Annotated in this window: 23 protein-coding genes; 9 read left to right on the top strand and 14 right to left on the bottom strand. The window is 67.3% G+C overall.

All coding sequences use genetic code 11. From position 1 onward, the window contains the following. Positions 1-2: 2 nt before the first annotated feature. Complete coding sequence (locus D7Y11_RS01620) at positions 3-905, bottom strand: LysR family transcriptional regulator (protein ID WP_169819575.1); 903 nt, start codon at positions 903-905, stop codon at positions 3-5. Between the two features lie 105 nt (positions 906-1,010). Between D7Y11_RS01620 and D7Y11_RS01615 the strand changes: the two genes are divergently transcribed. Further along, a complete protein-coding gene (locus D7Y11_RS01615; protein ID WP_120575065.1) occupies positions 1,011-1,883 on the top strand; it encodes an aldo/keto reductase family oxidoreductase in 873 nt (290 codons plus the stop codon). Between the two features lie 69 nt (positions 1,884-1,952). Next, the gene (locus tag D7Y11_RS01610) at positions 1,953-2,531 is read left to right on the top strand and encodes a TMEM175 family protein (RefSeq protein ID WP_169819574.1); all 579 of its coding nucleotides are present in this window, start codon (positions 1,953-1,955) and stop codon (positions 2,529-2,531) included. Positions 2,532-2,542: 11 nt separating this feature from the next. On the opposite strand, the gene D7Y11_RS01605 is transcribed toward D7Y11_RS01610, so the two are convergent. The 3 genes from D7Y11_RS01605 to D7Y11_RS01595 all read right to left on the bottom strand — a co-directional run bounded on the left by D7Y11_RS01605 (position 2,543) and on the right by D7Y11_RS01595 (position 5,061). After that, positions 2,543-3,457 carry an RNA polymerase sigma-70 factor gene (locus D7Y11_RS01605; protein WP_120575063.1) on the bottom strand — a complete coding sequence of 305 codons (915 nt, stop codon included), beginning with the start codon at positions 3,455-3,457 and terminating at the stop codon, positions 2,543-2,545. Continuing rightward, a complete protein-coding gene (locus D7Y11_RS01600; protein WP_120575062.1) occupies positions 3,454-4,050 on the bottom strand; it encodes a carboxymuconolactone decarboxylase family protein in 597 nt (198 codons plus the stop codon). The genes D7Y11_RS01605 and D7Y11_RS01600 overlap by 4 nt, the downstream gene beginning before the upstream one ends. 90 nt (positions 4,051-4,140) lie before the next feature. Then, positions 4,141-5,061, bottom strand: a complete 921-nt coding sequence (locus tag D7Y11_RS01595; protein ID WP_126932852.1) for a pyridoxal-phosphate dependent enzyme — start codon at positions 5,059-5,061, stop codon at positions 4,141-4,143. Between the two features lie 145 nt (positions 5,062-5,206). Between D7Y11_RS01595 and D7Y11_RS01590 the strand changes: the two genes are divergently transcribed. Further along, positions 5,207-6,106: a LysR family transcriptional regulator gene (locus D7Y11_RS01590; RefSeq protein WP_121752491.1), complete on the top strand. Its 900-nt coding sequence runs from the start codon at positions 5,207-5,209 to the stop codon at positions 6,104-6,106. A gap of 137 nt (positions 6,107-6,243) precedes the next feature. Here the strand turns inward: D7Y11_RS01590 and D7Y11_RS01585 are convergent, their stop codons facing one another. The 3 genes from D7Y11_RS01585 to D7Y11_RS01575 form a co-directional block, all read right to left on the bottom strand. Next, positions 6,244-6,828, bottom strand: coding sequence for a class I SAM-dependent methyltransferase (locus D7Y11_RS01585; protein WP_120575059.1), 585 nt, complete (start codon positions 6,826-6,828; stop codon positions 6,244-6,246). Between the two features lie 3 nt (positions 6,829-6,831). Next, positions 6,832-7,200, bottom strand: coding sequence for a hypothetical protein (locus D7Y11_RS01580; protein WP_233596690.1), 369 nt, complete (start codon positions 7,198-7,200; stop codon positions 6,832-6,834). Between the two features lie 213 nt (positions 7,201-7,413). Then, the gene (locus tag D7Y11_RS01575; protein WP_126932851.1) at positions 7,414-7,914 is read right to left on the bottom strand and encodes a hypothetical protein; all 501 of its coding nucleotides are present in this window, start codon (positions 7,912-7,914) and stop codon (positions 7,414-7,416) included. Positions 7,915-8,140: 226 nt separating this feature from the next. Here D7Y11_RS01575 and D7Y11_RS01570 point away from each other — a divergent pair, with 226 nt between their 5' ends. Further along, positions 8,141-9,247, top strand: a complete 1,107-nt coding sequence (locus tag D7Y11_RS01570) for a helix-turn-helix transcriptional regulator (protein WP_126932850.1) — start codon at positions 8,141-8,143, stop codon at positions 9,245-9,247. Positions 9,248-9,337: 90 nt separating this feature from the next. Here the strand turns inward: D7Y11_RS01570 and D7Y11_RS01565 are convergent, their stop codons facing one another. Continuing rightward, on the bottom strand, positions 9,338-9,799 hold the full coding sequence (locus tag D7Y11_RS01565) for a hypothetical protein (RefSeq protein WP_233596689.1): 462 nt from the start codon (positions 9,797-9,799) through the stop codon (positions 9,338-9,340). A gap of 261 nt (positions 9,800-10,060) precedes the next feature. On the opposite strand from D7Y11_RS01565, the gene D7Y11_RS44040 reads away from it, so the two are divergent. Next, positions 10,061-10,747 carry a hypothetical protein gene (locus tag D7Y11_RS44040; RefSeq protein WP_233607167.1) on the top strand — a complete coding sequence of 229 codons (687 nt, stop codon included), beginning with the start codon at positions 10,061-10,063 and terminating at the stop codon, positions 10,745-10,747. A 46-nt stretch (positions 10,748-10,793) separates the two neighbouring features. Here D7Y11_RS44040 and D7Y11_RS01555 read toward each other — a convergent pair whose 3' ends face one another. Further along, complete coding sequence (locus D7Y11_RS01555) at positions 10,794-11,786, bottom strand: NAD(P)/FAD-dependent oxidoreductase (RefSeq protein WP_120575056.1); 993 nt, start codon at positions 11,784-11,786, stop codon at positions 10,794-10,796. Here D7Y11_RS01555 and D7Y11_RS01550 point away from each other — a divergent pair. Further along, a complete protein-coding gene (locus tag D7Y11_RS01550; RefSeq protein WP_126932849.1) occupies positions 11,703-12,152 on the top strand; it encodes a TetR/AcrR family transcriptional regulator C-terminal domain-containing protein in 450 nt (149 codons plus the stop codon). The two genes, D7Y11_RS01555 and D7Y11_RS01550, sit on opposite strands and share 84 nt — an antisense overlap. Positions 12,153-12,180: 28 nt before the next feature. Here the strand turns inward: D7Y11_RS01550 and D7Y11_RS01545 are convergent, their stop codons facing one another. Then, positions 12,181-12,573 carry a GFA family protein gene (locus tag D7Y11_RS01545; protein ID WP_120575055.1) on the bottom strand — a complete coding sequence of 131 codons (393 nt, stop codon included), beginning with the start codon at positions 12,571-12,573 and terminating at the stop codon, positions 12,181-12,183. A gap of 29 nt (positions 12,574-12,602) precedes the next feature. Next, a complete protein-coding gene (locus D7Y11_RS01540) occupies positions 12,603-14,342 on the bottom strand; it encodes a hypothetical protein (protein WP_126932848.1) in 1,740 nt (579 codons plus the stop codon). A gap of 200 nt (positions 14,343-14,542) precedes the next feature. On the opposite strand from D7Y11_RS01540, the gene D7Y11_RS01535 reads away from it, so the two are divergent. Continuing rightward, complete coding sequence (locus D7Y11_RS01535; protein ID WP_126932847.1) at positions 14,543-17,473, top strand: PQQ-dependent sugar dehydrogenase; 2,931 nt, start codon at positions 14,543-14,545, stop codon at positions 17,471-17,473. An 88-nt stretch (positions 17,474-17,561) separates the two neighbouring features. Here the strand turns inward: D7Y11_RS01535 and D7Y11_RS01530 are convergent, their stop codons facing one another. Beyond that, positions 17,562-18,104 carry a TetR/AcrR family transcriptional regulator gene (locus D7Y11_RS01530; protein ID WP_217275937.1) on the bottom strand — a complete coding sequence of 181 codons (543 nt, stop codon included), beginning with the start codon at positions 18,102-18,104 and terminating at the stop codon, positions 17,562-17,564. 115 nt (positions 18,105-18,219) lie between these two features. On the opposite strand from D7Y11_RS01530, the gene D7Y11_RS01525 reads away from it, so the two are divergent. Both D7Y11_RS01525 and D7Y11_RS01520 read left to right on the top strand, forming a co-directional pair. Continuing rightward, entirely contained in the window at positions 18,220-19,134 is a 915-nt protein-coding gene (locus D7Y11_RS01525) for an NmrA family NAD(P)-binding protein (protein ID WP_126932846.1), read from the top strand. A 169-nt stretch (positions 19,135-19,303) separates the two neighbouring features. Then, positions 19,304-20,572, top strand: coding sequence for an SBBP repeat-containing protein (locus tag D7Y11_RS01520; protein WP_233607165.1), 1,269 nt, complete (start codon positions 19,304-19,306; stop codon positions 20,570-20,572). Positions 20,573-20,639: 67 nt separating this feature from the next. On the opposite strand, the gene D7Y11_RS01515 is transcribed toward D7Y11_RS01520, so the two are convergent. Together D7Y11_RS01515 and D7Y11_RS01510 are read right to left on the bottom strand one after the other, a co-directional pair. Beyond that, positions 20,640-21,662 carry a deoxyhypusine synthase family protein gene (locus tag D7Y11_RS01515; RefSeq protein WP_126932845.1) on the bottom strand — a complete coding sequence of 341 codons (1,023 nt, stop codon included), beginning with the start codon at positions 21,660-21,662 and terminating at the stop codon, positions 20,640-20,642. Between the two features lie 150 nt (positions 21,663-21,812). Then, on the bottom strand, positions 21,813-22,706 hold the full coding sequence (locus tag D7Y11_RS01510) for a helix-turn-helix transcriptional regulator (RefSeq protein ID WP_233607164.1): 894 nt from the start codon (positions 22,704-22,706) through the stop codon (positions 21,813-21,815). Between the last annotated feature and the right edge of the window lie 103 nt (positions 22,707-22,809).

Here is a 22,809-nt window from a genome sequence, read left to right as displayed (position 1 = left end):
TGTCAGCTCCACGGTGTCGACTTGATGAAGTCGACGAACGTGCGCAGCGGCACCGGCAGGTGCTTCCGGCCTGAATAGTAGAGGAAGGGCCCCGAGAAGCTCGGCCACCACCGTTCGAGCACGGGCTCCAGTTCTCCCCGGTCCATGTACGGGCGCAACCAGTCCTCCAACAGATAGACGATTCCACCGCCCGCGACCGCGGACTCCACGGCGAGGTCGGTGCTCGTGTTGAGGCTGAAGAGCAGCGGCCCCTTGGGTTCGACGTGGATCGTCTCTCCACGACGCTCAAACTCCCACGCATACACCGGTCCGCTCAGCAAACGCCCGCGCAGGCAGTCGTGTTCGAGCAGCTCGCGAGGATGCTTCGGTCGGCCCCGACGCTCGAGGTATGCGGGCGAGGCGGCAGCCGCGTAACGCTGCGTGCGTGGCCCGATGGGCACCGCCACCATGTCCTGCTCGAGTCGCTCCTCGTAGCGGATCCCGGCGTCATAGCCTTCCGCGACCACGTCGATGAGCCTCTCTTCGGCGGTCACCTCCATGGAGATGTCGGGGTACTTCGCGAGGAACGGCTGCACGATGCGAGGGAGGATGAGGCGCGCGGCGGCGATGGGCACATTGAGCCTCAAGCGCCCCGCGGGCCGGTCACGGAAGGTGTTCACCACGTCCAGTGCGGACCGCACTTCCCCCAGCGCTGGCGTGAGCCGTTCGAGCAAACGCGCCCCCGCGTCCGTCGGCGTCACGCTGCGCGTGTTCCTGTTGAGCAGGCGAACGCCCAGACGGGACTCGAGGCGGCGGATCGCATCACCCAAACGGGAGGCGCTCGTGCCCGACGCGCGAGCCGCGCTGCGGAAGCCGCCCTCGCGAGCGACCGCCAGGAACGCCGTGAGATCAGAGAGGTCATCCATCACCGTGCGGATTTTCGCACGACCTGTGCGGATTGCCACCGATAGTCGCGCAGTGATTCCTTGCGTAAACGAGTGGGAAACCTCGAACAACGAAGGAGCCTCGCCGTGGCCCACCATCACATCTCCAACAGCTATCGCATTGGCACACACACCGTTCGCCGCGTGGGTTACGGCGCGATGCAGCTCTCCGGCCCCGGCGTCTTCGGCCCGCCCAGGGACCGCAAGGCGGCAGTCGCGGTGCTGCAAGAGGCCATCGCCCAGGGCGTCGACCATCTGGACACCAGTGACATCTACGGCCCCCACGTGACCAACCAGCTCATCCGTGAGGCGCTGCACCCGTATCGCGATGGTCTGGTGATCGCCACGAAGGTCGGCGCGGTCCGCGGGCCCAACGGTTCGTGGGAGCCCGCGTTCTCCCCCGCTGACCTCGAACGCGCGGTCCACGACAACCTGCGCAATCTCGGGCTCGAGGTGCTCGATGTCGTGAACTTCCGTGCGATGTTCAGCGCCGCGGGCCCGGTGGAAGGCTCCATCGAGGCGCCGCTCACCGCGCTCGCGGAGCTTCAGCAGCGAGGCCTCATCCGCCACATCGGCTTGAGCAACGTCACGCCGACGCAGGTCGCCGAGGGCCGCAAGGTCGCCGAGATCGTCTGCGTGCAGAACCACTACAACCTGGCGCACCGGAGTGACGACGCCCTGCTCGACCAGCTCGCCGCCACGGGTACGGCCTACGTGCCGTTCTACCCGCTGGGCGGTTTCACGCCGCTGCAGTCGAGCGCGCTGAACGACGTGGCCGCGCGGTTGGGCGCGACACCGATGCAGGTGGCGCTGGCCTGGCTCCTGCACCGGTCCCCCAACGTGCTTCTCATCCCGGGTACGTCGTCAATCACACACCTCCGGGAGAACCTCGCCAGTGCGGAGCTCACCTTGAGCGCGGAGGACATGGACACCTTGAACCATCTTGCAGAGCGGACCTGACCGCATGCGAGCGGGCCCCCATTCCGCCTATCCTGGGCCAGCGGACTCGAAGCGTGCATGGGGGGCAGCATGGACAAGCACCGGCTGGAAGCGTTCAGCGACGGCGTCATCGCCATCATCATCACCATCATGGTGCTGGAGCTCAGGGTACCGCACGGCAGCCAACTGGCCGACCTGCGGCCGCTGATCCCTGTCTTCCTCAGCTATGTGCTCAGCTTCATCTACATCGGCATCTACTGGAACAACCACCATCACCTCCTGCACACCATCACCCATGTCACCGGCGGCGTGCTGTGGGCGAACCTGTACTTGTTGTTCTGGCTGTCGCTGATCCCCTTCGCCACCGGCTGGATGGGCGAAAACCATTTCTCGGCCGTGCCGCTGGCGCTCTATGGTTTCGTGCTCCTGATGAGCGCCTTCGCCTGGAGGCTGCTGCAAACCCGCCTGGTGGTGATGCAAGGCCAGCAGTCGGCACTGGCCCTGGCGGTCGGGCGCGATTTCAAGGGCAAGATTTCACCGCTCTTCTATCTGGCCGGCATCGTCAGCGCCTTCTTCAACGGGCATTTCTCCGAGGCAATCTATGTGCTGGCCGCGATGATGTGGCTGGTGCCGGATCGCCGCTTCGAGAAGGCGACGCATGCAAGCTAGGCCTCGGACCGCTACCGGCTCAGCATCACCTGCTCGCCGAGCCGGCCCATCTTTTGAGGGTTGCGCATGGCATAGATCCGGGTAATCCGGCCGCTCTCGACGACGACGCTGATTGCTGTGTCGAGGTTTCCATCGATGTCGACACGGAGCGAGGGCGCTCCGTTGAGCCACATGGTCGCGATCCGGGCGCCAGGCGCGAGCGTGGGGAAGCGGGACAGGAGCCGGGCCACGCGATCGCCGCCGACAATCGGGGTCCGGACCGCAGTCACCACGCCGCCGCCGTCCGCGACCAGCACCACGTTGGGCGCGAGCACGTCGAGCAGGCTCTTCAAATCGCCGGAGTTGACCGCGGCCATGAACCGCTCCAGGACCGCCTGCTGCTCTGCCCGGCCGACCTGCATCCGGGGTCGACGCGCGGCCACGTGCTCCCGCGCCCGGTGGGCAATCTGCCGGACGGCGGCGGGCGTCTTGTCGAGCGCCGGGGCAATCTCGTCGTACGGCACGTCGAAGACCTCCCGGAGCACGAACACCACCCGCTCGGCCGGAGTCAGGGTCTCCAGCACGGTGAGCATCGCGATGGAAACGCTCTCCGCGAGCGCGAGGTCCTCGGCGACGTCGGGGCTGGTGAGCAGCGGCTCGGGCAGCCATTGGCCGACGTACTCCTCCTTGCGGCGGGTGAGCGTGCGCAGCCGGTTGAGCGCCTGGCGGGTGACGATCCGGACCAGGTAGCTGCGCGGGTCGCGCACCTCCGCCCGGCTTGCATCACCGATGTCCGCCCACCGCAGCCAGGTCTCCTGCACGACGTCCTCGGCGTCGGCCGCGGAGCCGAGCATCTCGTACGCGATCGTGAAGAGCAGGCTGCGCTGGGTGACGAAGAGGTCCTCCGAGCCTGGCGGAGCGCCGGCCGCATCGGGAGAGGACGTCATGACGTGGACGCCTCCCCCGGCCTTGCGCTCGGCTGGGCCATCGGCTTCAGCCCACACGAGGCGGCGAAGCCCTCCGACTCGATGCCCAGGGCGGTGTTGGAGCGGGTCGTCAGGTTGGCGAACCCAATGACCGTGGTGAGCTCGATGAGCGCCGCGGCCCCCAGCTGCGCCCGCAGGCTCGCGACCATCTCATCCGTCACCGTGGGGGGCGTCTGGCTCACCGCCTCGGCATACTCCAGCACCTCCCGTTCCAGGGAGGTGAACACGGCCGACTCCCGCCACCGCGGAATCTCCCGCGCCTTGGCGACGTCCAACCCCTGGTTGTGGGCCATGAAGTAGTTGAAGTCCAGACAGAACGAGCAGCCCACCAGCGAAGCCACCACCATGTGCGCATACGACTTCAGGCTCTCATCGCACTGGTCCCACTTCTGGAGCTTCTGCCCGAAGCCCATGCTGGCCTTGAGCACCGGCAGGTGGTGCCACATCACGCCAAGTGACTTGGGGACCCGGCCGAACGTCCGGCTGGCGAACAACTTCGCCATGGCGCCATGGAGTCCGGTGAGCTCCTTCGGGGGAATCCTGGTCGAGGTCATGTCTTCTCCGGTGTCAGCATCGGGTGCCGTCGGCCTGAAGACACCGGTCCTCCGCGGGATGTGACATCCCCCGAAGAGGGCTCCACCGTTTCATCGCTCCCGGCCGCCCAATGCCCGCAGATGCTCAACCGTAGCCGTGACGCCACCGCAGACGATCACCGCGATGCGTGACGCGGCGGCAAGCGCCGGCGACGCCGAGTCGAGCGCGGCCAGTGCGGCCCCGCACGCGGGCTCCACCAGAATCCGGTGTTCGTCGAGAAACCGCAGGGAGGCCGCCACTGCGGCCGCATCGGACACAACGATGGTGTCGACCGCGTGGCGCGTCGCCCACTCAACCGCGGCGTCACAAGGCCTCTTCGCGCCGAGCGACGTGGCGACGCTCGAAATCCCTGGCAATTCGACAGGTCGCCCCTGCGCGACCGAACGCGCATAGCAGTCCGCGCCCTGGGTCTCGGCCGCGACGACCGGCACATCGCCCCAACCGTTGCGCGCCATCCCTTCGAGCACGCCGCACAGCAACCCGCCGCCGCCAACCGCAAGCACGACTGCGTCCGGTTTCGGTCCGGCTGCCGCCATCTCGTCGATCATCGTTGAATGGCCCTGCCACAGCACGGGATCGTCGAAGGGATGCACGAACGCGTCGTGCGAGCCGATCACGGATTGCGCGAACGTGTTCGCCTCTGCCCACGAAGCGCCGTGGACGATCAACTCCGCGCCTTCGAGACGGATCAGCTCGCGTGCGCGCGCGGACGTGCTCTCCGGAACAACGACGAGCACGGGCACGCCGAGCTCGCGACCGGAATAGGCGACCGCAATGCCCGCGTTGCCGCCCGAAGACGACACGAAACGACGGGCGCCTGCCGCGCGCCGCGCGTCGCATACCGCACCGACGCCGCGCAGCTTGAACGACCCGGACGGCTGCATCGCCTCGAGCTTGAGCAGGACGTCTTTGCCGAGCCGGCGGGACGCGGCTTGCGAACGGAGGTAGGGAGTCTGGATATGGAGTGGCATGCGAAGAAGTGCGGCAAACGTCCGCGACGCGCGGACAGGTGTCACGACGCAGGCCAACCTAGACCGGGCCACCCATACCTCCCAATACCATTCAATGCAGCATGCTATACCTCCCAGGCATACCCACGGAACGGACAGACACTGCATGCGACAGGTCGAGTTGCGCCATCTACGCTACTTCGTGGCGGTCGCCGAAGCCGGCAGTGTGATGGCCGGCGCCCGCGCAATCGGGATTGTGCAACCCGCGCTTTCCCGCCAGCTCCGCGAGCTTGAGGAGGCGATCGGCACCCCGCTGTTGATCCGCCGCTCGACGGGCATCGCGCTCACCGCGGCCGGCGTGAGCTTCCTGCAGGACGCTACGCGCATGCTCGCCGAGCTGCAGGGCAGCCGCGAACGTGCGCTGCGCAGCGCGGCTGGCCAACTCGGCGAGCTGCGTCTCGGCGTGCTGCCGAACTATTTCCCATTGCCTGTGGTGTCGAACGTTCTCAAGGCCTTCCGGAACGCCTGCCCGGACGTGATGCTGTCCATCTCGCCAATGCTGTCGGCCGAGCAGGCGACCGCGATCGCACACGGCGACCTTGATGGCGGCATCATGGCGTGGCGGCAGGACGAGGCGCCGCATCTGTCAGGCACGCGGCTGCTACGCGACCGGTTCGTGCTCGCGATGCTATCCACGCCGGGCCAGCGCTTCCGCGCCCCCCGTCAACTGGCCGAACTCGCAGGCGCGCCGTTTGTCTGGTTCGACCCGCTCCGGTCCGCCGCGAATCACCGGTTCTTGCTCGAGCAGTGCCGGCGGGCTGGCTTCACGCCTCGCATCGCGCAGGTCGGCAGCGACATCCCGACGCTCATCGGGCTCGTCGCGGCTGGAATGGGCTACGCGTTCGTGCCGGAGAGCACTTCATCGACGTGCCCGAGCACGGTGCGACTGGTCGCGCTTGACGAACTCGACGGCCGCTTCGACGTCGAATTCGTGTATGACGGCCAGGCGGGCTCGCCGGTCGTGCAGCAATTCCTCGCGGCGCTGCGCGCGACCGCCAACGCATGAGCGGGACCGCGCCGGAGGTCGCAACATCGACAGCGCGTGCGGGGCTGCCTTGCCGCACGCAGCGTGCGCCAGTCCGCGGCTCACTCCCCAGGACGGCGCAATCCAAACGCCTCCGGCCGGTGCGTCGCGGATGGCGTTCAGCCGCCCGATCCCGTCTTGCGCGACAGGTAGTAGGCGTTCCCGCCCGGGTCCGTGTGCGTCGCTTCCAGCGAGAGCCCGTGCGCGCGCAGCAGGTCGCGATACCCGTCGACGCTGTACGAGTGATAGCGGAACGGGACGCCATTCATCGGCTCGCCGTCGATGGAGCCGTGGGCGTCGCCCGAGGTGAAGAGGAACGCGGCGCCAGGTTTCAATGCCCGCGCGATATGGGTGATTGCCTGTTCCTGCTCTTCGTGGCGCAGGTGGAACAAGACGCCCCACGCGATGGCGGCATCGAACGCCTGCTCCTGAAGCTCACAGGACTGGATGGGCGCGCACTTCACCGGCACGTGGGGGAAGTTCGCTTGAAACCGCGCCAGCAACTCGCGGGAGCTATCCACGCCCATCACATGGCAGCCATGCTCCAGCAGCACCCGCGTCAGCGGCAGTCCCGTGCCGCAGCCGACGTCCAGCACCGAGGCACCGGCCGGCAGTGAGACTGCGAGCGCCGTCACTTCCGGGACGCCCATGGGGCCCGCGCGGTGGGATGCATACCAGTCCGCGATCAAATCGTACTCGTGCATGCGTCAGTCTCCGCTATCGGAGCCGAAGTCGCGAGCCACGTGCGCCCTCAGGACTCGCGCGAAGCTCTCACGCTGCCTTGCCCCGGAACGACGCAGGGAGTCCTGTTCGGAAATCCAAGACGATTCAAGCCGCCTCGAATCCTCGCTCACCACCTCGACGAGCGCTCCGAGGAAGTGCCGGACACGTTCCGGCTCCAGTCGTGCGGAGGGTGGCACGGCATTCCACTCCTGCTCCTCCACTTGGGTGAGCACCTCCTCTTCAAAGGTGACCACCCGGAACGTGATGGAGAGAGCGCCGTCCGGACGCTGCTGGGTGTCCACCCAGTGGAGGGCGCTCTCAAGCGGTGAACGCACCACTTGGGTGCTTGCCATGGCACCCTGCTCGACGGGAGGCACTGGGTGCGAGCCCGAGGTGTACACAGCGATCGCTCCTGGAATCGACATGGCACGCTCCCACCCGATGCAGGGCCCGGCGTCATCCACCGGGAGCCGTTCGGGTAGGCCGCACTCTTCCCACATTGTAGACCCGGCATCCATCCAGGACGCCCGGAGCCGAGAAGCTCCGGGCGCTGACTGCGCGGAGGGCTAGCGACTGACCCAGAAGGACCTGCTGCCGCAGGAGACCGCCCGTTTGAAGAACGCAACGTCGAGTGCCGCCCCCTTGTCGTCGACCGCGGCCACCAGTTGCACGGTGTCGCTGAGTCTGTTCGCGGGAATCCTGACGGTTGTCCCAGCCGCCACACCGCCACGGACCTCGAAGACGACCACACGCTTCGTGGGGTCAAAGACGACGATCCCTCCCACCCTTCTCGTGATGTTCACCAAGACGTAGTCCGCCGAGCTATTGATGTCGCCCATCGTTTCGCCCTGGCCCCCCGAGCTGTCGCCCCTGGGCGTGTAGGTCGACTCGTGCCACTTCCCTTCCTCATCGAAGTAGCCAGCCCAGACAGCCTCGTGATTTTGATCGTAGAGGATGACTCTGTTGCCCGTCTCCCCCATGTGCCAACCGCCGGGAAGGGCTTCGGCCTTGCCTCCAACCAGAAAGACACTGACAGCCAGAATGCATGCAAACAGTTGATTGCGCATTGACTCTCTCCTTGGCGTACAGCGGGGTTACCACCGTGAGCACCGGCCCACGGGCAAGCTCGGTTCAGTCACTGGCATTCGCATGAGTTCCACTCGACGACGGAGCTCGCGGAAAGTACGGGAACCCGTTGAAAGCGGGCATCACCCATAGGGGTGACGCTGTCCCGCATGGTAAAACCATCCCAAACGTCGTGCTTACGCTTGAATCCAGACGTGGAGGAAAGTCATGCGCGTGAAGGGCCAGCCGGATTCCATGCAGCGGGAGCAGGTGCTGTTGGATGTCATGACAGCGCTGACCAGCTCACTCGACATGAAAGAGGTCTTCTCCGAGTCCCACAGGATTCTGTCGCGCGTGCTGGCCGCGGACTTTGGCGGGCTCTGCGTGTCCAGACCCGGTGAGCCCGGCCAATACGACTGGCCCATGATCCAGGACATGCCCCAGGTCTTCTTTGACCGCTACCCGGAGATTTCACACGAGTGCTTCGTGAGCGCCGCGGTGGTCCAGCAGCCCAACACCGTGCTGCGGGAGTCCGAGATGCTGTCGCGCCAGGCGATGCGGAACAGCGCCATGTATGCGCACTGCCGGGAGATGCACATGCCGGTGGAGCGCATCCTGTCTGTGTCACTGGACATGGGGCTGGGCTGGCACAGCGGCTTCACCCTGTACCGGGAGAACCGGAAGGCCTTCTCGGAGCAGGAGCAGGCCTTTCTTCAACGCCTGACGCCCATCCTGGCCAGAACGGTTCGCAACTGTCTCATGCTGGGAGACCTGGTCCGTCAGGGAGACCTCCTGGACCAGCTCTTCCGCCATACAGGGCTCGAGAGCATCGTGCTGAGCCCACCGGCCATCGAGCTGATGCGCACGCCCCGCTCCACGGCGCTGCTCCATCGCTGGTTCCCGGATGAGCCCTGTGGCCGCTTCGGCCTGCCCCAGGTCCTCCTGGACGCCTTGGAGCGGCTCAGCCGCTCCGGACAGCGGATGCTCGCCGGGCAGGACGTCCTGACGTTCCGGCGGCTGGGGCGGAGCTTGAAGGTGACGTTCCTCCCGTTGCCAGCCCATCCCGGGAGAACGCCCTGGGCGCTGTTGTTCCAGGAGGTGTCTCACAGCGTTCAGGTACCCACCGAGTGGCGCAAGCGGCTCACCCCTCGCGAGCTGGACGTGGTTCAGCGCGTCTTGAATGGTTGGGACAACCGAACCATCGCGGAGGACATGGGAAGCTCGCTGAACACGTTGAAGACGCACCTGAAGCGGGTCTTCGTCAAGCTGGCCGTGCCCAGCCGCGCCAAGCTGATCCTCCTCGCGCAGGAGCAGAGCGCCGAGGCAGCAGGGTAGGCTCCCCGTGTCGGACGCGCCACCAGCCTCGCCTCTATCGGCGCGAGGAGCTCCCTCCCGCGCTGAGACCTGTCAGTCGTTCCGGGAGTTTCATCGAGGCCCCGAGGGCACGGGGTTGACGGTGGTGAGCGCGGGCGGCGATGCGGTCAGAGAACCCAGGTAGAGCCGGCCATGGAATCCGTCAGGCTGCTGGGACGTGAAGAGCTTCAGTCCCTCGGCCTGCTTGGAGGACTGCCATGCCTCGAGCGCCGGGCTGATGCCGAAGACGTTGCACTCCACGCCCTCGTTCCAGACGTTGTAGCGGCAGGCGAACTGGGTGCCTCGCTGGAAGCCCACGTCCAGGACACGCACCGAGGGCAGGACACGTGCCACGCGAGCGCCCATGGGCTCGAAGTCGCCATCCCAGCTCGCCTCCGTGGTGCGCGCGTGGACGCTGCCCGTGAGGACCAGCGTCCAGGCCTGGGGACGCTCCGATCGGGCGTTCAGCAGGTGCTGGGCCATCTGCGCCTCGCGCTCATTGCCGTGGGCCCTGTCGGCGTCGATGGCGGCCACGGCCACATCCTTTCCGGAGACGCGCAAGCGGCGGGCCTGCTCGCGAGTCACAGGCGCATGGATGCCGCGACCGTCCGCAGCGAGCCCCTCGCCCACCCAGACCCTGGTTTCGCTGTCGCGCTCGAACTCCTTTGACGGGATGCTTCAGGGCCCACCGGAGTCCCTCACTCCTGAACAGAAGAGCGACTTGATCGCGTTCCTGCGCCGGCTCTGATTCATCTCACAGGGAACCCCCGTGCGGGCCCAGACGTCCACAGGCGCATGGTCCCCATCCTGCTGCTCCTCGCCCTGACCCCTGTCGACGCGGAGCCCGAGCCCCCAAGTCCAGAGCGTCCCTATGCCGAGGTGGTCGCCGGGTTGGAGGCCCGACGACAGGACTTCGGCACACGGTGGCACCAGCCCGGCGTCAAGCGCACATCCCTGCGGGACGAGGCCCGTTCAACCGTGCTCGATGCCATCACCCGGCAGCTGATGCCGGCCTGGTACGGCACGCCCTGGGATTTCTACGGCCACAGCCAGACTCCCGGAACAGGGAGCATTGCCTGTGGCTACTTCGTCTCCACCGTACTGCGGGACGCGGGCTTCCGAATCGAGCGCGTACGGATGGCCCAACAGCCCGCCGAGCACATCGTGAAGACGCTGGCACCCGCGCTGAAGACCTGGCGGTTTCGCGACCGTCCTGTGTCCGAAGTCGTCGACCGGTTGAGGAGCGCCGGTGCCGGGCTCTACGTCGTCGGACTCGACTACCACGTCGGGCTCCTCTGGAACGACAGCGCGAAGGTTTGGATGTGTCACTCGTCCTACCTGGGCGAAGCCAAGGTCGTCTGCGAGGACGCGCTCACCTCCCCGGCGATGGTGTCGCGCTACCACGTCGTCGGGAAACTGCTCGAGGACGGGATGATGGACGCCTGGATGAAGGGGCGGGCTCTCCCGACCTTCATCCCGTAGCCCAGGTGGAACCCAAGACTTCCGGAATGACACGGCACCTCAGGCATCAGGACTGCCCGCGGGATGACGTGCTCTCCCGGACCGGTGCGGCGCCGCCGGTCAGCAGGTTGATCAGCCCATGCGGTGCGTTGTCATCGTTGAAGCAGAGCGTGTGGATCCTCGCGGCCTCGGCTGAGGCATCCACGCTCCTCAGGAACATGGCCTCCTCGTACTCGGCGACCGCGGCATCGAAGTCGCCCCGGTGCGCGGCCAGGGCCTTGCCCAGCTCGGCGCCGTCGTACATCGCGAGGTTCGCGCCCTCACCGTCGGGCGGGTTCAGATGCGCGGCGTCGCCGAGCAGTGTCACACCGGGCACGTGAGTCCACCGATGTCCTGGCGGGAGCGCATGGATCTTCCGGAGGACGGGGGCTGTCTCACCGTCGGTGATCAGCGCGGTGAGCTCTGGCGCCCAGCCGTCGAACTCCGCCGCGACTCGAGCCTTCACCTCCTTCGGGTCGGAGAAGTCGATGTCCGTGAACCACTCCTGCGGCCGGCTGAGCGCGACGTAGGTGTGCAGGACGCCGTGGGGCTCGCGGTGGGCGAGGATGGCCTTGCTGGGTGCGAGGACGTAGAGGGCTCCTCCTCCGACGAGCTTCGCGCTGGCCGGGTGGCGTGCGTCGGCGTCGAGCAGGTAGGTCTCGACGAACGAGGTGCCGACATACGCGGGCTTCGCGTCGGACAGCAGCGGCCGGACCTTCGACCAGGCGCCGTCCGCGCCCACCACGAGGCTCGCCGTCACGCTCGCCCCATCCGCGAACGTCAGCGTGTGCTGCCCGCCGCCGAGCGAGCGGATAGACGTGACCTTGCGTCCCCACTGCACGGTGCCGTCAGGCAGCGAGTCGAGGAGGATGCGCCGCAGTTCGCCGCGCGGCACCTCGGGGCGAACGCCGCTGCCGACGTCGTCGTCGCCCGCGCGATGCCCGAAGTCCCCGCCTCCGCCACGCCCCAGGAATCGCTTCGCGGGCTCGCCGTCGCGGTGTTCGAGACGGTCGATGCGCATCCGTGGGTGGGCGCGCAGCTCTCTCGCGCCCCGTGGGAGTCTCCGATGCTGCGGATCTTCGAGCGCATCGGGCACCAGTTCCAGGCGATGGGGCTTTCAGACAGAGCCTGGTTCACGGCGGGGTCGACGCTGATGAGCTACATCGTCGGCGTGAGCATCCAGAATGCCGCGAACGGCCGCATGCTCGATCCGTCCGTGGACCGCGTTGAGTTCCTCAACACGGTGTCGGCCCGGTGGAAGGAGCTCGACGCGAATGAGTATCCGTTCACCCGCAAGCTCGCCGCCCAACTGCCCGGGCACGATGACCTCGCCGAGTTCCTGGCCGGCATCGATCTCATCCTGAAGGGGATCGCGGCCTCCCGCTAAAGGCGGTTCCCATGGCGTCCGCGGGAACCTACTTTGGCGGGATCGTGTCGAACCGCGGCACCCCGTCCGCCACGTCGTAATAGTCGCCCTTGTTGGCCATGTAGACATGGACGGCGATGCGGGTGTGGGTAGGCGTGTCGAAGGCTCCCAACGCGATTCCCATCCAATCGCGTTGAAGCGGATCCCAGAACAGCGACGAGCCGCAGACAGAGCAGAACCCGCGACGCGCCTTCTCGGACGACTGGAACCAGCCGACCTTGTCCGCGCCCTCGATCGTGACGGCGGAGCGCGGCACGTCGGTCGAGACGAAGTAGTGGCCCGAGTGCTTGCGACACCGGGTGCAGTGGCAGGCGTCAGGGGCGGGCAGCTCGCCCTCCACGGTGAAGCGGACCGCGCCGCACAAGCAGGAACCGCGATGCATGGACGACCTCCTCTCGACACCCGCTTCGGTCAGCGCATGTCCTCCGGCCACTTGCGCTCCACGCCGGTGGGGTTCTGATTGTACAGCTCCGCGAGCCGGGCCTTCACCTCCTCCACGGTGCCGACGATGACGTAGCTCCGCGTCTTGATGTCCTCCGGCACGCCGCCCGACATCCCGAAGGTGACGCTGAGCTTGGAGCAGTCGTCCGTGGGGTTGTTGAGGTCGAACTGGTGCAGGCGGTACTGGAGGTCCGGCAGCGCCTCGTCCGGCGACCAGATGGCCATGGCATGCTTGCCGTCCTCCGTGGCGACGATGAGCGGCACGTTGCCCGCCTCATCCTTGAAGCCGCCCGGCGTCGGGTCCTCCGAGTGCACCCGGGGGTACTCGCGCGACTCGCCCGTCGCCGGGTCGAAGCGGTAGTGCTTCTCGAACTCGCGGTTGACGTAGGTGGTGGGGGCCTCGACGTAGGCTGTGTCGTGGGGCGCGGCGAGGTGGATGTGGCTGTCGTACTGGATGACGTTGTCGTGACCGCCCACGCCGACGGTGATGTCCTTGGTGATGAGATCCTCGGAGACCAGGGTCGTGTTCTTGGCGTGGGAAACGCCGTTGTACGGGCCCGCCTCCTCTCCCGGCTCCAGCCAGTAGGCGGGATGCACGGTGCTGGTCATGTGGCCCGGCTGCGCGCCGTAGCCCACCACCTGCGTCGTGGAAATGGGCTCCGTGCCGTTCCGGTGGCTCCCCGCCTCGGTGGGCATCAGGGCCTCGTTGTAACCGTCCAGGGAGAAGGCCACCTGCATCTGCCGGCCATGGTCCTTGTTGTTGATGTACTCCTTGCCGTCGTAGACGAGGCGGGTCACAGCGCCGCCGTGGCTCGCGGAGGTGCCCATTTGCACCGTCGCGTTGCCGAAGGAGGTGTCCCCGTTCAACGGGCCGGTGGTGCCGTAGGGGCCCGTGGGCTGCTGGACGCCCCCTGGGTCCTGCGTCGGCGCCGCGGTCATGTCCCCGCCGGGCCACGTGGTGCCCAGGCGCTGTCCATCCTTGGAGAAGGCCTGCACCTTGCCGCCAAGGTCGGCGAGGTAGCCGTTCTGGAACTCCTGGAAGGGCACCGCGTCGGGCTTGCCGGAGGCGACCCGGGCGTCGCGGAACGCCTTCACCATCGGATCATCGAGGAAGGGCGGACGGGTCTTCACGGCGTCCTCGAGGCCGGAGTTGGGGTAGCCCAGGCGGGAGTTGGTGCCCTGCCGGCCATGGGTGAAGGTGTTGTCCGAGTAGGCCTTGCAGATGTCGCCGTGCACCTCGAAGGACACCCACTGGTTGCGGTCCTCGGGCTTCAGGGCCTGGCCTGGAGGCGGACGGCAGAAGGTGTAGAGCTGCATCTGCCGCTCGCCGGTGGCGGGGAAGTCCTGGAAGAAGGCGGGGACGTTCTCGTTGCCGGGAACGGTGGAGCGGCCCGCGGCATACATGGGCGAGCGGGAACCATGCATCGCCTGGTCTGCGGCGGGGTCCGGCAGGGTGGTGCCGCGCTTGCGGGTGAGCTCGGCCTCCGCATTGCCTTTGAATTGTTCGCACCAGGCCTGCCAATCAGCCACGGACGGGTTGGACACGTCCGGAGGAGGCGTGCTCTCAGCCAGGGCCCTGTAGGACGAGGATGTCGAGGGGCGGGATTGCGGTTCGAAGCTGCTGTGGAAGAACAACTCCCGGAGCGTGCGCTCGGCGGTGGAGTCCTGGGACGTCGTTGCCTGCGACGCCGGCTCCGAAACCGAAGACACGCGGATACCGTTCTGACCCGATTGGAAACGAGAAACACTGTCCATGTGAGCCTCCCCCCTGAGGCATGCCGCGATATCCGCTGCACTCATGACGATGGCCGGGGGAATCCATTGCCGAACTGCTGAATCGGCCCCGGCCGAACGGGACTTCAGTGTAAAAGCGGGAATCACCACCCGCAGTTCGACCGGGATGAGCAGCGATGACAGGAACGAATGTACGAGCCGTCGTGTGCGCGGTCTTCTCCCTCCTCGTGGGCTGCTCGACGCAGCCCCCCCCGGAGCTGGCGGAAGCGCGAGCGGCCGCGGTCATGCAAGACGCCAATTTCGCCGACTCGGTCTTTGTCAGTGGCCTCCAGGGCCCCACCACCATGACCTTCGCGCCTGACGGGCGCCTGTTCATCTCGGAGAAGAATGGTTCGCTGCGTGTCGTCGTGAACGGCCAGCTTCTGGCGACTCCGTTCATGACGCTCGCCGTGGACAACGACAACGAGCGTGGGCTGATGGGCGTCGCGTTCGATCCCAACTTCGCCAGCAACCACTATCTCTACGTCTATTACACGTCGGTCGCCGGCAGCATCCACAACCGGGTCAGCCGCTTCACCGCCAACGGCAACGTGGTGGTTCCCGGAAGCGAGCTGGTGCTCGCCGACTTTCCGACGCTCGACGCCGCCAACCACAACGGCGGCGCGGTTCGCTTCGGACTCGACGGCAAGCTCTATGTCTCCGTCGGCGAGAACGCGGTCTCCTCCAATTCGCAGAGCCTGAACACGCCGCTCGGCAAGCTGCTGCGCTTCAACCCGGACGGCAGCATCCCCACGGACAATCCGTTCTATGCGACCGCCACCGGGCTCGCGAAGGCGACCTGGGCGATGGGACTGCGCAACCCCTTCACCTTCGACGTTCAACCCGGCACGGGCATCCTGTTCATCAACGACGTGGGCGAAGGCGGCTGGGAGGAGATCAACCGCGGCCAGGCCGGTGCCAACTACGGCTGGCCGATGACGGAGGGCTATTTCACGAACCGCCCGGAGCTCACGCAGCCGTTCTATGCGTACCCGCATGGCTCCGGCACGGCCGCCGGCAACTGCATCGCGGGCGGTGCCTTCTACAATCCACCCGTCTCGGCCTTTCCCAGCGCGTATGTCGGTCAGTACTTCTTCGCGGACTACACCAACAATTGGATCGCGCGCATCGACCCGAACACCGGTGCGAATTCGCTCTTCGCGACGGCCGCCGCGGGACCCGTGGACCTCGATGTCGGGCCCGATGGCGCGCTCTACTACCTGGCGCGCGGCTCGGGCCAGGTAGGCCGCATCGCCTACACGGCCTCGCTGCCGCCGAGCATCGCGCAGCAGCCGGCGAGCACGTTGGTATCGGTCGGCTATCCTGCCACCTTCACGGTGTCGGCGAGCGGCGAGCCGCCCCTCACCTACCGGTGGCAGCGCAACGGCGTGGACATCGCTGGCGCGACCTCGCCGAGCTACGAGCTGACCGCCGCGCAGCTCTCCGACAGCGGCGCGCGCTTCCGCGCGGTCGTGACCAACGGGCTTGGCTCGGCCACCAGCGCCGAGGCCGTGCTGACGGTGACGTCCAACAAGCCGCCGGTGGCCACGATCGTGACGCCGGCCACGGGCGCGACCTACATCGCCTCCACCAACCTGACGTTCTCCGGCTCGGCCAGCGACCTGGAGGATGGCGCGCTGCCTCCGAGCGCGATGACCTGGAACATCACCTTCCATCACGACACCCACACGCACCCGGCCATGGCGGATACCACCGGCATCGCGAGTGGGAGCTGGCCCGTCCCGAGCATCGGCGAGAGCTCAGCCAATGTCTGGTATCGCCTGCGGCTCACGGTGCGCGACTCGATTGGCCTCACCCACACGACGTATCGCGACGTCCACCCCGTCACGGTCCCGCTCACGGTGACCAGCGTGCCGAGCGGCCTGCAGGTCCTGATGGACGGGCGGCCGGTCGCGGCGCCGCACGAAACGACGGGCGTGGTCGGTGTCGTCCGCTCCGTGGGCGCCGAGTCGCCGCAGTATGCGGGCGGTAGGTTCTGGGCGTTCTCGTCGTGGTCTGACGGAGGCGCGCAATCACACACCTTCATCACGCCTGGCAGCGCGGCCACCTACACCGCCTGGTTCGTCGAGACCTCGGGCGGGAGCTGCTATCAGATTCAAAGCGAGCGCACCGACAAGTGGCTCACCGTCAACATCGCGGGCAAGGTCATCGCCGGCAGCACGACGCAAGCCGGCGGGCAGGTCTTCCAGCTCGTTCCGAGCGGCACCCAGTACAAGCTCAAGGGCTCGGGAGACGCGTTCCTGACGGTGGTGGCGAACCAGCTCACGATGGGCGCCAACTTCACCAGCGGGGAGTCGTTCACCCAGCTGGCCTGCGGCTACGGCGGGCGCACCCGCGTCGGCTTCCGGGCCTCCGTGGGGAGCGCGCCCCATTGGAAGGAAACCGCGCCGGGCGAGCCCATCCAGAGTGGTGACGGCGGCAATGGCGGCGCCTGCAATCCGGCCGATGGTGGGGCCTGGGAGGCCTTCTACCTCGAACCGGTTTCCTGCCCGGGCAGCGGCGGCGGCCCCGTGTGCGGCAACGGCACGGTCGAGAGCGGCGAGCAGTGCGACGATGGCAACACCCAGTCGGGCGATGGCTGCGATGCGACCTGCCATACCGAGGCCAGCGGCAGCGCGGGCTGCTTCCGCATCCAGAGCGAGCGCACCGACCAGTGGCTCACCGTCGACGGCGCGGGCAAGGTGGCTGCCCTCGGCACGACGCAGACCGGTGGCGAGGTCTTCGAGCTCGTCACCAGTGGCGCGAAATACAAGCTCAAGGGAACCAGCGGCGCGTACCTGGCGGTGGTCGCGGATCAGCTCACCCTGAATGCCTCGCTCGGCACGGCGGAGTCGTTCACCCGCCACGCATGCGGCGTCTTCGGCGGCCGCAATCGCTATGGCTTCGAATCGACGACAGGCACCGCGCGCAACTGGAAGGAGAACACCCCCGGCGCTCCCATCCAGAGCGGCAATGGCGGCAACGGAGGCATCTGCAATCCCACCGACACGGGCTCGTGGGAAGCCTTCTACCTCGAGCCCGCGACCTGCCCCCAATCGGGTCCGTAGTCGAAGGCCTCCAGCACCGCCCGCGGGTCTTCGCGTTGGGGGCGTGCCGTCGCATGCGCCCCCAGGGCCCGCTCGCCCTCGACCGCCCTCAGCGCCGGATGCCGGTCAGCGCGAGGCGCAGCACCCGGCGCGCGGTGACCGGATCATTCTCGTTCGCGACGGCGATCGCGTTCGCCAGCATCATCAGGTCCTGCGCCGTGGCGCCCGCTTGAAGCGCACCCACGGATGACGCACGCGCCACCAGGACCTTCAGCACTTTGAGCAGCATGTCGGTGCAGCAGATGTCTTCGGCGGAGAGGCCATCCGGGCCGGCCAGCAGCGCGGCGGCGAGCCCGCGGTGGGTCGCGGTGTAGACCGTCACCTCCTCGAGCCAGTCCGCCAACTCGGCGGCGGGCGCCTTGCCCGGTTGCGCGGCGGCCCGCGCACAGAGCTGCGCGACGCCGTCGCGGAAGACGACCTCCAGCAGCGCTTGCCGCGACGGAAAATGCCGGTGCAGGGTCGCCGAACCGACCCCCGCCTTCCGAGCGATCTCCTCGAGCGACACCTGCGCGCCCTCCTTGGCGACGAGCGCCGCGGCGACGGCGACAATCCGCTCCCGGTTGCGTTGCCCGTCCGCGCGCAACCGCTTCATCTGCTCCACGGCGAACTCCTCCTCACGAGACCCTTCTCTTTGACAAACGGGGGGCCCCTCCGTATTTAACACGAACAATAAGCGGTGGGGTCCCCCACTTAGCAAGGAGCCGCCGATGAGCCGAAACGATGCCGTTCTCGTCACCGCCGCCACAGGACGTCAGGGGGGCGCCACCGCCCGGGCGTTACTGGCCGAGGGCCGCACGAAAGTGCGCGTCCTGGTGCGCAATCCAGAGGCGGCGAACGCCAGGGCCCTCGCGGCGGCTGGCGCGGAGGTGGTCGTCGGGGACCTGGACGATCCAGCGTCGTTGCGCGCCGCCTGCGCCGGGACGCAGGCGGTCTTCTCCATGCAGTCACCCATCGTCTCCGCGACCGGCGTCGACTTCAGCAAGGAGCGCCAGCAAGGGAAGAACCTCGTCGAGGCCGCGCTTGCCGAGGGCGTCGAGACCTTCGTGCACACCGCGACGACCGGCGTCGGCGCCCACCGCGACGTCGAGGGCTGGGCGGAGGGGCGCTGGAAGTTCCACGAGGAGTACTGGGAGAACAAGCTGGCCACGTGCGACCTGGTCCGCACCGCGGGCTTCAAGCACTGGACCCTCCTCCTGCCCGCCACCTTCATGGACCACGCGATGTTGGATCCCTCCGGCTTCGTCGACGGGCGCCGGTTGCTCACGGTGGTCAGGGCCGACAAGCCCATCGGGCTCATCGCCCCCGAGGACATCGGGAAGGCGGCCGCGGCGGCGATCAACAATCCCGTGAAGTTCCATGGCGTGACGCTGGAGCTCGCGGGTGACGTGCTCACGCTCCCTCAAATCACCGAGGTCCTCTCGCGCGTCGACGGCAAGGAGTACGTGGTCCAGTCCTCCACGATCGAAGAGGCCGTCGCGGCCGGCCTGCATCCCGGCGTGGCTCAAGGCATGACGTACATGAACGTCGCCCCGGTGCTGGCTCGGCCTGAAATCGCGCGCTCCTACGGCCTTTCACCCATGAGCTTCGAGGCCTGGGCGCGGCTGCGTCGTGAAATGACATGACGCGTCCATGTGTCACGCTCGTGCTCAAGCCAGACACTGTCGCATGTGTGTCTTTAATTACCCATCTTCCGCGCGCCCGTTTCTCGTGGTCTTGCAAGAGTGCCGTGACGTCAGATTTCCCTCCCTGACGCCGCGGTGCTGTTCCCCCCACTGAGAAATGGAGTTCGTGATGAAACACCTTCTCTTGAGCATGTTTGGGTTCGCGGGCGTCGTCGGCGCCGCGGGCGTCCCCTCCGTCGCCGCGGCCCAGGTTCCGTCCCCCTCCTGGGTGGCCCAGCTCGGCGCCAACCTGGATGAGCAGGCCAACGCCGTGGCCGTGTCAGGCTCGAGCGTCTACGTGGTGGGTCAGACGACCAGCCAGCTCGGCTCCGACCCGAAGGCCGGCGGTCAGGACGCGTTCATTGCCCGGTACGACACCGCCGGCAACCTCCAGTGGGTCCACCAGCTCGGCACCACCGGGTCGGACCGCGCCACCGCCGTGGCCACCGACGCGGACGGCAACGCGTATGTGGCTGGAACCACCTTCGGTGGCTTCGACTTCTACACCAACGCGGGCGGCATCGACTTCTTCATCGCCAAGTATGACTCAGCCGGCAACCGCCTGTGGTTGCGCCAGAACGGCACGCAGATGGATGACTTCGCCACGGGCATCGCCATTGGCGCGGACGACACCCTCTACTTCACCGGTTACACCGGCGGCAGCTTCGCCAACGGCGGCAACCCCAACAACTACGACATCATCGCCGGGCTCTATGACACGGCGGGCAACCCGTACTGGCTCCAGCAGTTCGGCAGCTCCGCGAGCGACATGGCGCGCGGCATCGCCGTCACGCCCACCCACGAGGTCTACATCGTCGGGAACACCTACGGCAGCCTCGACGGCACCACCTCGCCGGTGAACAGCGACATCTTCCTGCTCAAGCTCAACATCCTGGGCGCCCAGCAGTGGGTCCGGCAGATTGACGCGGGCGACCTGGATGACGGCAAGAGCGTCGCCGTGGGCCCCGATGGCGGCGTCTACATTGTTGGTGAAACGTTTGGCAGCCTGGACGGCAACACCAACAACGGCACCATCGACGTGCTGCTCGCCCGCTACGACAGCGCTGGCAACCGCGACTGGAGCCGCATGCTCGGAGGCGGGCAGCCCGACTACGCGTTCGGCGTCGCCGTCTCCTCGAACAACGTCGTGCAGGTGGTCGGCTACACGGGCGGGCTCGTCGGCATCCCGTATGCGGGCGCCTCCGATGCCTTCCTCACCCGCTACGACGCGCTCGGCACGAAGCTGGGCACCCAGACCCTGGGCACCTCGCGCCAGGACGTCGCCCGCGGCGTGGCCGTGGACGCTTCCGGCAACGCCTACGTCGCGGGACAGACGGGCGGAAGCCTTGGCGGCAACACCAGCGCCGGTAGCAACGACGCCTTCCTCGCCCGCTTCTGAGCAAGGCCTCTGACGAAAGCCCGGCAGGGCCCAACGCGTTCTGGGCCCTGCCGCGGTTCGCGCGTGGCTAGCGCCGGTGCTTCGCGATGAGCGCGTTCGCCGCTTCCGGATGGCCCTGGCACTCCAGCAGCGCGCGGAGCATCAGCGGGACGACGATGGTGGCGTCCGACTCGATGACGTACATCGGCGTCGTCTCCGTCAGCTTGTCCCAGGTGATCTTCTCGTTGGGCGTCGCGCCCGAGTACGAGCCGTAGGACGTCGTCGAGTCGCTGATCTGGCAGAAGTAGGCCCACGGCTTCACGGGCTTCTGCATGTCGTACTTCGTCGACGGCACGACGCAGATGGGGAAGTCACCGGCGATGCCGCCGCCAATCTGGAAGAAGCCCACGCCCTTGCCCGCGGACAGCTCCTCGTAGCGGTCGTAGAAGTCGGCCATGTACTCGATGCCGGACTTGGCGATGCTCGGGTTGCAGTCGCCCGTCTTCACGTAGGACGCGAAGATGTTCCCGAACGTCGAGTCCTCGTAGCCCGGGACGACGATGGGCAGCTTGCGCTTCGCCGCCTCCATCAGCCAGCAGGCCTCCGGGTCTCCCTCGTATGCCGCGGGCTCCAGCACCTGGATGAGCTCGTAGAAGTACTCGTGCCAGAAGCGGCGCTCGCCCTTCGCGGAGGCGTTCTTCCACATGGGGACGACAATCTTCTCCACCGCCCGGAACGCCTCGTCCTCGGGGATGCTCGTGTCGGTGACCCGGCGCATCCGCTGCTCGAGGATTTTCGTGTCGTCCTGCTTGGTGAAGTAGCGGTACTCGGGGAAGTCCTTGTACGCCGTGTGCGCGACGAGCCGGAAGAGCGACTCCTCCAGGTTGGCGCCCGTCACCGACAGGCCGTGAATCAGGCCCGAGCGGATGGCGGGCGCGAGCGTGATGCCGAGCTGCGCGGACGACATCGCGCCCGCGACGCTCCAGAACATCCGGCCACCGCTCGACACATGCTCCCAGTAGGACAGGAGCGCGTCGCGCGTCGCGCGGGCGTTGAAGTTCTTGTAGTTCGTGAGGATGAACTCGAGGACGGGCAGTTCGGACGTGGACATGGGGGCCTCCAGAAACAACGGGGTCATGACCCGGGAGGCGCCAGCCGACGGAATGCCACCCGAGGACACCCTACGGTCGCGACAGAACGTCGCACCGCCATCGGAGCGTCAAGTGGCTGCCGGCTGGGTACCACGGAAGGGGGCTTGCGGCTATCGCTTCCCCACCGGCGCGGCCAGGCGGTTCGCCATGTACCGCGCGGGCGACGTCCCGAGCGCCTTGCGGAACATGGTCACGAAGCTGCTCGCGTTCTCGTAGCCCAGGTCCAGCGCCACGTTCTGCACGGTCGCGTCCCGGGAGAGCTTCTGGATGGCCAGGATGATGTGGAGCTGCTGGCGCCAGCGGCCGAAGCTCAAGCCCGTCTCCTCGACGAGGACGCGGTTCAAGGTGCGCTCGCTGACGCCGATCCGCTTCGCCCACGTCTTCGTCGTCACGCCAATCGCCGGCTCGGCGGCCATCGCGTCCACCAGACGCCGGAGCCGGGGGTCGCTCGGCATCGGCAGGCGGTGCTTCTCGATGGAGACCGTCGCCAGTTCGTCGAGGAGCACGGCCACCAGGCGCGCGTCCGGCCCCTTGAGGTCGTAGAGCGCGGGACGCGTCGCCAGGCGCAGCAAGAGCTCACGGAAGAGCGGCGTCACCGACACCGCGCAGCAATCCTTCGGAAGGTTCGGCGCCGAGCGCGGATTGAGGAAGACACTGTAGCCTTCGAGCGGCGCGCGACCCCGGATCCGGTGCGTCACGCCCCCGGGGATCCACAGCGCGGATTGCGGCGGGACGATCCAGAGGGCGTTCGACGCTTCGCAGATCATCTCTCCGCGCACCAGGTACATGAGCTGTGATTCGCGGTGCGCGTGGGGTTCGCTCTCGATCCCCCCGCTCGCCATGCGGATCCCGATCGCGTTCGCCGGCCGCTCGACCGCGGTCTTCAACCGTCCACGCGCATCGAGCGTGAACCGGCTCCCGAGCGCCTCGAGCGAAGCCACCGCGCCAGGAGGCCCGTTCGCCACCTGGACGTCTCCGCTGAACGTCCAGCTCGTCGGATCCACGGGCCGTGTCGCCTTCGATTTCCGCCGCTTCGCCGCCATGACCGTTTTGATAAACAAATTGTCCTGACTGCGCAATGCGGCCAGGGGCGCGACTCCCTATCGT

The sequence above is a fragment of the Corallococcus sp. AB018 genome, assembly GCF_003986945.1.
GTDB lineage: Bacteria > Myxococcota > Myxococcia > Myxococcales > Myxococcaceae > Corallococcus > Corallococcus exiguus.
Note: the sequence above shows the minus strand (reverse complement) of the source record. Positions and strands in the feature narration are given on the sequence as shown.